Genomic DNA, 12,083 nt, shown 5'->3' on the forward strand with positions numbered 1-12,083 from the left:
TTCGATGGCGACGGGCCAATGCCCGCCGTTCCCTTCGAGATGACCTATACGCCGGGGGTCGATGCCGACGGGCCGGGGCCGAATGCCACGCCGGGCGATGTCATCGATCCCTCGCTTCGCATCATCTCCAACCTGATCGTCGACCAGACGCTCGGCAACCCGGCTGCCATTCTGACGGCACTGGAGGCCGCTGGCGTTGACGACCCCGGGCTTGTCATCACCGGCCAGATTTCGACGGCATATGCGCCGTTGCGACCGTTGTTCATCGATGTTGCGGAGGCAGCGCGGGTCGAGGCTTCAGCTGCCGCCGCGGCGGCGGCCAGTCCCGGCAACCTCCTGCTGCAGCAGGCTGCCGACGATGCGGCCCTGGAACTGGCCAACGCACAAGCGGCGCTTGACGCGGCAGCCAGCGTTCCAGGCGGGCTCAACGAATTGCTCGATGCCAATGGCATTACGCTTGATGGTGCAAACCTCCATATCCCCAACGTCGCGCCCGACGAGGGACTGTCGGCGCCGTTCAACTCGTGGTTCACGCTGTTTGGCCAGTTCTTCGATCACGGGCTCGATCTGGTCAACAAGGGCGGCAGCGGCACGGTCATGATTCCGCTTCAGCCCGATGATCCGCTCTATGTCGAGGGCAGCGACACGAACTTCATGGTGCTGACCCGGGCAACGCGTGACGCCGGCCCAGACGGCATCATGGTCGATGATCCTTTGACTGCGGTCGATGAATCCGCGGACAATATCGGTCCCATCAACACCACAACTCCGTTTGTCGACCAGAACCAGACCTATACCTCCCACCCCTCCCATCAGGTGTTCCTGCGCGAGTACGAAGCGGGTCCCAATGGCCCGGTGGCGACCGGCAGGTTGATCGAGGGAGCCAATGGGGGAATGGCGACCTGGGGCGAGGTCAAGGCGCAGGCGGCCAATATTCTCGGCATCGAGTTGACCGATCTGGACGTGGGCAGCGTGCCGCTGTTGCGGACCGATCCTTATGGCAATTTTATTCCTGGCCTCAACGGTCTGCCGCAACTGGTGGTTGGGCTCGGACCGGACGGCATACCCAATACCAATGACGATGAAGTCATGGAAGGCGTAATAGGCACGCCGGTGGATCCCACCGCGGTCGGTGCCGTTCGTACTAACCACGCCTTCCTTGCCGATATCGCCCATACCGCAGTGCCTGACGGGCTTGAGGATGGGGATACCGAAATTGGCGGCAATATTGCCGAAGACGGGGTTTACGATGACGAACTGCTCGACGCGCACTTCATTGCCGGTGACGGTCGCGCCAATGAGAATGTGGGCCTGACCGCCGTTCACCACGTCTTTCACGCCGAGCACAACCGGCTGGTCGAACACACCAAGGAGATGGTGATCGCAACTGGCGATCTCGACTTCATCAACGAGTGGCTGACCGAGCCGGTCGGCGCGGTTCCGGCCTCGCCGGACGGGCTCGAATGGAACGGTGAGCGCGTGTTTCAGGCGGCCAAATTCGGCACCGAAATGCAGTACCAGCACCTTGTGTTCGAGGAGTTTGCCCGCAAGGTCCAGCCGACGATCAATGCGTTCCTGGTGCCCGACGGGTTCGATATCACCCTCGATCCCTCGATCGTGGCCGAGTTTGCGCATGTGGTCTATCGGTTCGGCCATTCGATGCTCACGGAATCGATCGATCAATACAGCGCCGAATTCGTGCCCAACCATATCAGCCTGATTCAGGGGTTCCTCAATCCCACTGCATTCACCGGACCGGGCTCGACGATACCCGATGAGGTTGCGGCGGGCGCGATCATTCGCGGCATGACCCGGCAGGTCGGCAACGAGATCGACGAATTTGTGACCGGCGCACTGCGCAACAACCTTCTGGGTCTTCCGCTCGATCTGGCGACGATCAACCTCGCCCGGGGCCGTGATACCGGCGTCCCCTCACTCAATGAGGCCCGGCGCAGCTTTTACGAAGCGACCAACCAGGACGTGCGTCTCAAGCCGTATGAAAGCTGGGTCGATTATGCGGGGCACCTCAAGCATGAAGCCTCGATCATCAACTTCATTGCGGCATATGGCACCCACGATCTGATAACGGGCGAAGCGACTGTCGAAGGCAAGCGCGCGGCGTCCATGGCGATCATCTTTGGCACTGAACAGGGGGTCGACGATGACGGCGACGGCATTGTCGATCGCATGATCGCACCGCCGGCGGACGCATTGGACTTCCTCAACGGCCTTGGTGTGTACGCCGATGATCTCGGCGGCCTCGAAAATGTCGACCTCTGGATTGGCGGTCTGGCTGAGGAGATCATGCCGTTTGGCGGTATGCTCGGCGCCACGTTCAACTTCGTGTTCGAAGTGCAGATGGAAAACCTGCAGAGCGGCGATCGGTTCTATTACCTGCAGCGCCTCGACGGCCTGCATCTGTTCGGCGAGATGGAGAATAACTCCTTTGCCGGCATGATCATGCGCAACACGGACGCCGCCCACCTGCCTTCTGATGTCTTTTCAACTCCGGGCTTTATCCTGGAGGTCGATCAGACCCGGCAGTTCAATCTCGACACCGGCGTGTACCTGCCCGGTGACGACGGCGTGCTGGGCGACGATCCGGCAACTGTCGGCGTCGACGAGAGTCTCGACGATGTTGTCGATACCAGCGCGGATCCGGCGGGCGGCGGTATCCTGACGCCCCTGGTCGTTCGCGACGATCCTTCAACGCCGGGCGTTGATACCAACTATCTGCGCTACACGGGCGGTGATCACGTGGTTCTCGGCGGCACCGATCCTGGCAACGCGTCAAACCCGAGTGGAGACGATATCATCATTGGCGGGATCGGCGACGACACGCTCTACGGGGACGGCGGCAACGACCGGCTCGAGGGCGGCTTCGGCAACGACATCATAGATGGCGGCGACGGCGACGACATCATCACCGACAGCGGTGGTGACGACAACATCAAGGGCGGTGCCGGCAACGACGTTATCCACGCCGGACCGGGACTTGATCTGGTGCTTGCCGGGGCCGGCCAGGATTTCATCTTCCTGGGCACGGACGAGGGCTCGGAAGTGTTTGCCGGGGAAGGAAACGACTTCATCTATGGCAACAAGAATGCCGAACGCATTCTCGGCAATGAGGGCAATGACTGGATCGAAACGGGCACCTTCGATGGCGCCCCTGGCGACAATTTCGACGAGATATTCGCGCATGACGACATCGACGGACACGATGTGTTCCTAGGCGATGGCGGGTTTGACGAGTTCATCGGCGAAGGTGGCGACGACATCTTTGTCGGCAGCCCGGGTCGCGGCAAGATGGCTGGCATGTCCGGCTGGGACTGGGCGACCTACAAGGACAGCACCTTCGCGGTCAATGCCGATCTCTCGCTTCCGATCGTCTTCGATGAAGCCCCCACAATACCGGGAAATGCGGCGCTTGATGAATATCAGTCGGTCGAAGGGCTGTCAGGCTCGGCGCATGACGACGTTCTGACCGGAACCAATATCCTCGCTGAAGACAGGCTGCCATTCGATCCCGTTACCAACCCATTGGGAGGCGCGGAAGGCTACCTTGGCAGTGCGATCGACGCTGAGTCCCTTGAGCTGATTTCGGGACTTGAGGACGTACTGGGGGCAGGGGTCGCCGAGTTCAGCGCTGGTGACATCATTCTCGGTGGCGACGGTAGTGATATCATGACCGGCCAGATGGGCGACGATATCATCGACGGCGACAAATGGCTCGACGTGCAGATCGGCGTGTTTGCGCCCGGTGATACCGGACACACGGGAGAACCGCTGGAGTTGCACAACTCCATGACGACACTCGCCCAACGGATGTTCTCGGGCGAACTCAACCCTGGTCAGCTCTCCATTGTCCGGACCATCAGGCAAGCCGATGGGACGAATGACCTTGACGTGGCCGTCTTTGGCGACGTGATGGAGAACTACGACATCACCTTCAATCCCGACGGATCCATAACGGTTGAGCACGTCGACGTCTCCGACGATTTGGAGTCCGATGGCACCGATACGCTCAGAAATGTCGAGATCCTGCGCTTCGCCGATCAGGACTTTTCACTCGACGTCGCGGCGACGGGTGCTCCGGTGATCAGCGACACGACGCCGACGCAAACCCAGAATCTCATGTCGGACACGTCTGGAATAGCCGATCTCAATGGGCTGGGTGCTTTCTCATTCCAATGGCAGTCATCGTTCGACGGGACGACATGGAGCGACATCGGAGGCGCCACCACCGACTCCTTCACGCCCACGGCCGGTGAGATCAACATGCAGTTGCGTTTGGTCGTAACCTTCACCGATGGTCTTGGGACGCTTGAAACGGTTATTTCCGAGCCGACAAGCGTGGTTGGGGCGACCTTCAATGGTAATGGCGCCGCCAATATTTTCAGCGGTACGGCCGGTGAGGATCACGTAACCGGTGCCGGTGGTGCGGATACGCTTTCAGGTGAAGGGGGAAATGATTTTATCCACGGTGGAGCCGGTGCGGACGTCATCGCCGGTGGGCTCGGCGATGACACCTTGATTGGTGGTGGGGGGGCCAACACCATGGATGGCGACGATGGTGCCGACACAATGACGGGCGGCGGCGGTATCGACACAATGGATGGTGGCGACGGCAACGACACAATGGATGGTCGGGGTGGTGGCGATCAGATGTTCGGTGGCCTCGGGAACGACATCATGGACGGCGAAGCCGGGCCTGATACTGTGAATGGTGGCGACGGCAACGACACTCTGAACGGCGGGACAGCAAATGATGCGCTGATTGGCGGCGGAGGCGATGATACAGTCGACGGCGGCGATGGTATCGATACCGCCTTTTTCTCGGGGTCGCTTGGCAATTACGATATTGCGCTAAACGGAACTGGGGAAATTGTCGTTACCGATAATGCCGGGACTGACGGCGTTGACACGCTAGCCAACATTGAACGCCTGAATTTTGATGGGCAACTCTTCACCGTCGTTAATGGCACCAACAACGCGGACGATCCAATCTCGAGCGGAGCTGGAGCACAGATTATGCTCGGCTTTGACGGCGACGACACCATCGATGGTGGCGGCGGCAATGACGCCATACACGGCGGTGCCGGGGATGACACCATCATCTGGTCGGCCGGCAGCGGCAGCGACGTCGTCAATGGCGGAACAGAAGGGGCCGGAGGCGATGTCTTCCAGATCAACGGGGGCGGCGCGACCGAGACGTTCAACATTTACACCCGGAATGCCGCCATCGCCAATATCGGCTACACCGGAAATGCCGAGATCGTCATTACAAGGGGGGTCGGAGCCGGGGCGGCGGTTATCATCGCCCAGTTGACCGAAATCGAAGAACTGGTGGTCAATACGCTGACTGTCTCCTCGCCGGGCGGGTCCGGTGGCGGTGTGGCCAGCGGCGATACGATCGCGGTGTTTGGTGACTTTACCGAAACCAGCTTGAACCTGAACACCATCACGATCGACGGCACAGCGGGCGATGACACTATCGACATTTCCTCGCTTGGTTCGGAGCACCGTATCGTCTTCAAGTCAAATGGCGGACAGGACACCATCATCGGGGCTCTGCGTGACCAGGATGTCATCGAACTTCCTGACGGTGCCGTACTTGCAGACTATGTGACGACGGAAGACGAAAATGGTGTCGTCACCTTGAGCAACGGCTTGCATTCGATCAGCTATACCCCTGCTGCGGGCCAATCGCCGCAAATCGGTGGTGTTGTGGACGAGGCGGTCGACGACCCCGTCGAGGACCTGCCAGACGAGGTGCCCGCGAGCATCCAAATCGGCACGGTCGACAACGACCTCCTGACCGGTACCGCCCTCGCCGATCATCTGATTGGCTTTAGCGGCGACGATGTGATTGTCGGGCTTGCCGGAGCCGATGTGCTGCTCGGGGGCGATGGTGCCGACTTCATTGCCGGTTGGGCCGGAGAAGACATGGCCTTTGGCGGCGCCGGCAACGACACGATTCTGGGCGGCGACGATGCTGACCTCTTGTACGGCGACGACGGCGACGACCGTCTCTTTGGCGATGCCGGGGACGATTTGGTCAACGGTGGGGCCGGTGATGACACCGTTGTTGCCGGAGCGGGCGATGACCGCATCGTGGCCGAGGCAGGGGACGGCGACGACTCCTATTTCGGCGACGAGATCAATGGCGGCTCCGGAATTGACACGCTCGACATGTCCTCGATCCTGGCGAACGTCTCGGTCAACCTAGGGACCGGTCTTGGTGGCTATGGCAGCGCCATGAGTGCGCAGACCGGCTCGGACACGCTTTGGGGCATTGAGAACGTCGTCACTGGCGCTGGCAACGACACCATCGCCGCCAGCACCGCCGTCAACGTCATGGATGGCGGCACCGGTCAAGACACCTTCGTCTTCGGCTCTGCCGCTGCAGCACAGGGCGATATGATCGTCGGTTTCGAAGCGGGCGATAAACTCGATCTCAGTGCGATCGACGCCGATGCCGGAACGGCCGGGAATCAGTCCTTCACCCTGGTCAACGGCGGACAGAGCGCCGGAGTCGGTCAACTGCTGGTGAGCCACGAGACCCGTGCCGATGGCGATTACACAGTGGTTGAAGGCAATTTGGGTAACGGAAACGAGGCGGACTTCAAGATCAGCCTCAAGGGAACCCATGACCTCGTGAGCACCGATTTCTCGCTCTAGATCCATTGCGGCAGCCCACAAAGGGCTGCCGCATCTCTCTGTTTTCCCCTTTGGGTCTAAGGATTTCGGAAAATGCGTACATCCAATGTCAGGGCACTAGCAGAGCGTCGCGTGGACGATGCACTGAAACAAGAATTTCGCGGCATCACCGCCTACCTCTTCACCGTCTCGGGTCTCATCAACATACTGGCGCTCACCGGCGCCTTCTACATGCTCCAGATCTATGATCGGGCGCTTACCAGCGGCAGCGTGCCGACCTTGCTGGCGCTTTCAGCGCTGGCGGTCGGCCTTTACCTTTTCCAGGGGCTGTTCGACATCGTGCGCTCGCAGGTACTGGTGAGGGTGGGGGCGAGGCTCGATCGAAAATTCGCGCCGCTCGCCCATCAGGTTGCCATCGACATGCCACGATTTGGCTTCTCCACATCGGAGTCGCTCGAGCGCGGCCGCGATGTCGACAACCTGCGCGCTTTTCTCGGCAGCCAGGGGCCCATGGCGCTGTTCGACATGCCGTGGATGCCGATTTATGTCCTCTTTGTCTACCTGCTCCATCCGCTGCTGGGTGCCCTGACATTGGGCGGCGCGGTGATCCTGGTGTTTCTTGCCATCCTGGGCGAACTGCTGTCACGCCGGCTGGCCAATGATACCCAGCAGGCAATGATCAAGCGCAATGCGATTGCCGATTCCAACGCGCGCAACGCCGAGATTCTCAAGGCCATGGGCTTTGCGTCGCGGGCCATCGACAATTTCCGGACCGCCAATGGCGAACACCTCAAGCTTCAGACCAAAGCCAATGATGTGGTTGGAACGCTTGGCGCGATCTCGCGTGTGCTGCGCATGCTGCTGCAATCGGCCATCCTCGGGCTGGGCGCCTATCTGACCATTCAGGGCGATCTTTCGGCCGGCGCCATCATCGCCTCGTCGGTTGCCGCGACAAGAGCACTGGCGCCGGTCGATCTCGCCATCGGCAACTGGAAGAACGTCGTATCGGCGCGCAATGCCTTCAAGCGGCTGCGCGACACCATGATCGCCATCGGAGAGGCAAAGCCGCCGATGACATTGCCGCCCCCCGCCTCCTCGCTGCGCGTCGAGATGCTGACCGTTGCCGCGCCTGGTTCGGGCCGGATTCTTCTGACCGACGTGGCCTTTGAACTCAAGGCCGGGCAGGCTCTCGGCATTATCGGGCCGAGCGCCGGCGGCAAGACAACGCTCGTGCGGGCGCTTGCCGGCATCTGGCCGCCCCTGCGCGGCGCGGTGCGGCTCGATGACGCCGATCTGAGCCAATGGCCGGATGAAAAGCTGGGCGGCTATGTCGGCTATCTTCCCCAGGAAGTGGCGCTTCTCAATGCCACGATCGAGCAGAATATCTCGAGGTTCAACCCTCAGCCCGACAGCGCCGGGATTGTCCGGGCGGCCAAGGCGGCGGGTGTTCATGAGATGATTGTGCGTCTCGATAACGGGTACGACACCCTGCTCGGTCCCAATGGAGACGCTCTCTCTGCCGGCCAGCGCCAGCGCATCGGCCTTGCCCGGGCGCTTTACGGCGATCCGTTCCTGGTCATCATGGACGAGCCGAACTCGAACCTGGACGGTGAAGGCGAGGCGGCGTTGACAGAAGCGATCAAGGGTATCCGCGCACGTGGTGGCATCGCCATCGTCGTCGCCCACCGGCCGAGTGCGCTGGCGGCGGTCGATCTGGTGGCGGTTATCCAGAACGGGCGCATGACCACTTTCGGTCCCAAGGAGGAAATCCTCGCACCGCATCGCGTGACGTCGATGACCGAGCGTCGGTCAAGAGAGGTGACGGCATGATTGAGGTCAAAGGCACACGGCAGGTTGAAGGCGAAGGGCCGAACCCGGGCGATCGCTATGGGTTCGCCGATGCACAGCGGCTGAACCGCATACCGATGCTGTTCGGGTTGCTGATCACCGGTATTGTCGCCTATCTCAAGCTTGCGCTGACACCGGCCCAGGCGGCACAGCCACCCGATACGCCAACTCCTGAGCCCGAGCAGGACCTGGTCATCCAGGCCGCGGCGTCGAGCGCGCCGGAAAAACTGGACGACTATCGCAAAAAAGCAGGTATTGCGGACCCGGCGCACCACCTTGCGCCGCCTCTGCCCATGGAGCCGGCCCAACAGATCAATAACGTCGTCGGTTTTCCCGGGCCGCGCTTTGCGTTGGCCGATTCATCGGTGATCGATTTTTCCGGTCCACGGCCGGCCACAGTGAAGGGCGGCGACGGGCAGACTGGTGGGCCGCCGGCCCCGGTGGCGGTCCGTCAGGTCGCTAGAGAAGAGCCGCCGCCCGATGAGACGGGCCCGGCACGGCCGCCCACACAGGACCGAGGCAACAGGGCGCCTGAAACCGGCGCGCCCGTGCGGCTCAACAACATCGTGGCCGGCGCCGCCGTGCTGATCGGGCTCGACGAATTGCTGGCCAATGTCGTCGATGCCGATGGTGACGTGCTCGAGGTCGGCAATGTGCGCGCGTCCACAGGGTCTATCGGCAGAACCGAGGATGGGTGGGTCTATTCGAGCCATGCGCAGACGCCCGCTTCGGACGTTGTCATCACGTTTCAGGTCAGCGACGGGGTCGCAGCAGTAACGCACAGCGCCTTTTTCCGGCTGGAGCGGGGCGGGGATATGGTGGGCACGGACGCGCTCGACCACCTTGTCGGGGTGAACCTTGCCGACACAATCGATGCGCGGGGCGGTAACGATCTGATCGATGCGCGCGGCGGAGATGACGTGGTTTTCGGCGGGGCCGGGGACGATCTGATCGTTGCCGGTGCCGGCCACGATCTCGTCTATGGCGGGCTCGGCAATGACAGGATTTTCGGCGGATCGGGCAATGATATCCTGAGCGGTGGCGAGGGGGACGACCAGCTGTTCGGCGAAGACGGCGATGACACGCTTCTCGGCGAAGATGGTGCCGATCGATTGTTTGGTGGTGCAGGCGACGATTTTCTCTCCGGCGGTGCCGGGGACGACATGCTCAGTGACGGCGGGGGCGCCGACAAGCTGTTTGGCGATGCGGGCGACGATACCCTTGTGGCGTCCGCCGACGCTGCCGCCGATGTGTTTGACGGCGGCGCGGGGACCGACACGCTCGATCTTTCTGCCGCAAAGCTGGCTGTCGCTGTCGATCTGGACGGGCAGAGCGCCGTGGGCGAAGAGATCGGCGAGGATACCGTCACCAACATCGAAACGGTTATCGGCGGCTCGGGTGACGATACCATTGCCGGCAGTGGCGGGGACGAGACATTGCATGGGGGCGCCGGGGACGATGTGATCGACGGGTGCGGCGGCGATGATGAGATCCATGACGGCTCCGGCACCGACACTGTGACGGGTGGTGAAGGCGACGACCGGGTTGTGGTCGCGCTCGATGGCGACGACGATTCGTTTGACGGCGGGGACGGGGCGGACACGCTCGACCTTTCCGACACCAAGGTGGGCGTCTCCGTCGATCTTGCGACCGGGCAGGTATCGAGTGCCGAGATCGGCGATGATACCGCGACCGGGTTTGAAGAGGTGGTGGGCGGCGCGGGCGACGACATGTTCCATGTCGGGGACGAGGCGGTCGTGCTGACCGGCGGCGGGGGCGCTGACACCTTCTCGTTCGGTCTTCCTCTTACTGACGCGACAGACCGGCCGCAGGTCATTCACGACATCCTCGATTTCCTGGTCGGCGATCGCATTCTGGTGGCCGAATACGAGTTCTCCAAGACCGGCCGCGACGGCGAGGAAAACCGGTTCGGCTATTATTTCCAGGGCGAGGATGCCGAGGACGACCAGAGCGGTCTGCGGCTGAGGATTCGCTATGAACTGGAGGGCGATGAGGAGCGGACGCTGCTGGAATTCGACTACGACGGCAATCAGAACTACGACGTTGTGGTCGCCATCCACGGCCAGCATCAGCCTTACCTTTACGAACACGCGATCATCTAATTGAAGGGCTCGGGGAGCACCGATCATGACAAGTATTGACGCCGGACCATTGAGCGCTGGGCGACGCCGCCGGGAGCGGGCCGAAGAGTCCACCTACAGTCTGGGGCTTCGGATCGCTGTCAGCGCGTTTTTCGGGTTCGTGCTGGTGGGGGTCGTCGGCGGCTGGGCCGCCACGGCCACGCTGACCGGGGCTGTGATCGCTCCCGGCACGGTTGCGGTCGGCCAGCACGTCAAGGAGGTGCAGCATCGCGATGGCGGCATCGTCGGCGAGATTGCAGTGCAGGAGGGCGATTTCGTCGAAGCCGGCGAGGTGCTGTTGCGGCTGAGCGATGTGGAGACGCGCGCCGAGCGGTCCATCGTGCTCAGCCAGCTCTATGAGCTGCAGGGGCGGGCTGCCCGGCTGCTGTCGGAGCGGGACGGGCTGACCGAAATCGATTTTTCCACGGTGCTTGCCGCCGAAGGTCCGGCGCGTTCGGCCATCATCGGCGGGGAAACCACACTGTTTGTTGGCAATCTTTTGGCGCGGGCGCGCCAGAAAGAGCAGCTCGAGCTTCAACTTGGCCAGTTGAGCCAGGAGATCGTGGGGCTCGAGTCGCAATTGGGAGCGCTCAACGAGGAGATCGAACTGGTCAGTACCGAGCATGCCAGGCTCGAAGAACTGGCCACCGCCGGGCTGATCGAGGGCGCGCGGGTCTATGCCATCAACCGCGAAATCGCGCGGCTGACCGGCGAACGCGGCGAGGCACTGGCCAATATGGCGCGGGCCGAGGGGCGCATGAGCGAAGTGCGGCTGCAGATCATCGCCACCGACGAAACCGCCCGCAACGAGGCGCAGCGCGAGCTGCGGGTCGTTCAGGCGCAGATCACCGAGCTGTCCGAGCGCCTGCTTTCGGCCGAGGACCGGCTGGACCGGGTCGATATCCGCTCACCCATCGCCGGCATCGTCAACGAGATGAACGTCACCACCGTTGGCGGGGTGATCACCCCGGCGCAGACGCTCGTTACGATCGTGCCCGACGATGCCGATCTGAAGATCGAAATGCGGCTGAGCATTGTCGATGTCGATCAGGTCTCGGTCGGCCAGCCGGTCAAGCTGCGCTTTTCGGCCTTCAACCAGCGCACCACCCCCGAGCTGGAGGGCGAGATCGTCCATGTTTCGGCTGCCGCGCAGCGCGACAGCGCGACGGGCGAGTTGTTCTATCTGGGCGAAGTCGAGATCACCGACGATATCGGCAAGCTGGGGAACGTGACGCTGATCCCCGGAATGCCCGTCGAGGTGTTCGCCCAGACCGCCGAAATGACCGCGTTGAGCTATCTGGTCAAGCCCTTCCTCGACCAGGCGGCCCGCGCCTTCCGCGAGGAATAGGCGTGCAAAGGCATCCGACGGCTATAAGCCTCGGTTTATATAAGCGGTGCCCGAAGGGGCGGTGAACGGCGAAGCAAGCTTCATCC

At 62.1% G+C, this 12,083-nt stretch carries 4 protein-coding genes; all 4 read left to right on the forward strand.

Features of this window, described 5'->3' with window-relative positions:
- The first annotated feature begins 18 nt into the window (after positions 1-18).
- The 4 genes from AACZ55_RS12870 to AACZ55_RS12885 all read left to right on the forward strand — a co-directional run bounded on the left by AACZ55_RS12870 (position 19) and on the right by AACZ55_RS12885 (position 11,997).
- Entirely contained in the window at positions 19-6,681 is a 6,663-nt protein-coding gene (locus tag AACZ55_RS12870) for a peroxidase family protein (protein ID WP_339646674.1), read from the forward strand.
- 72 nt (positions 6,682-6,753) lie between these two features.
- Entirely contained in the window at positions 6,754-8,490 is a 1,737-nt protein-coding gene (locus tag AACZ55_RS12875) for a type I secretion system permease/ATPase (protein ID WP_339646676.1), read from the forward strand.
- Positions 8,487-10,631 carry a cadherin-like domain-containing protein gene (locus AACZ55_RS12880; protein ID WP_339646679.1) on the forward strand — a complete coding sequence of 715 codons (2,145 nt, stop codon included), beginning with the start codon at positions 8,487-8,489 and terminating at the stop codon, positions 10,629-10,631. The genes AACZ55_RS12875 and AACZ55_RS12880 overlap by 4 nt, the downstream gene beginning before the upstream one ends.
- Positions 10,632-10,656: 25 nt before the next feature.
- Positions 10,657-11,997, forward strand: coding sequence for an HlyD family type I secretion periplasmic adaptor subunit (locus tag AACZ55_RS12885; protein ID WP_339646682.1), 1,341 nt, complete (start codon positions 10,657-10,659; stop codon positions 11,995-11,997).
- Positions 11,998-12,083 lie beyond the last annotated feature (86 nt).

The organism is uncultured Pelagibacterium sp., assembly GCF_963972885.1.
In the GTDB taxonomy this organism is placed as follows: domain Bacteria; phylum Pseudomonadota; class Alphaproteobacteria; order Rhizobiales; family Devosiaceae; genus Pelagibacterium; species Pelagibacterium nitratireducens.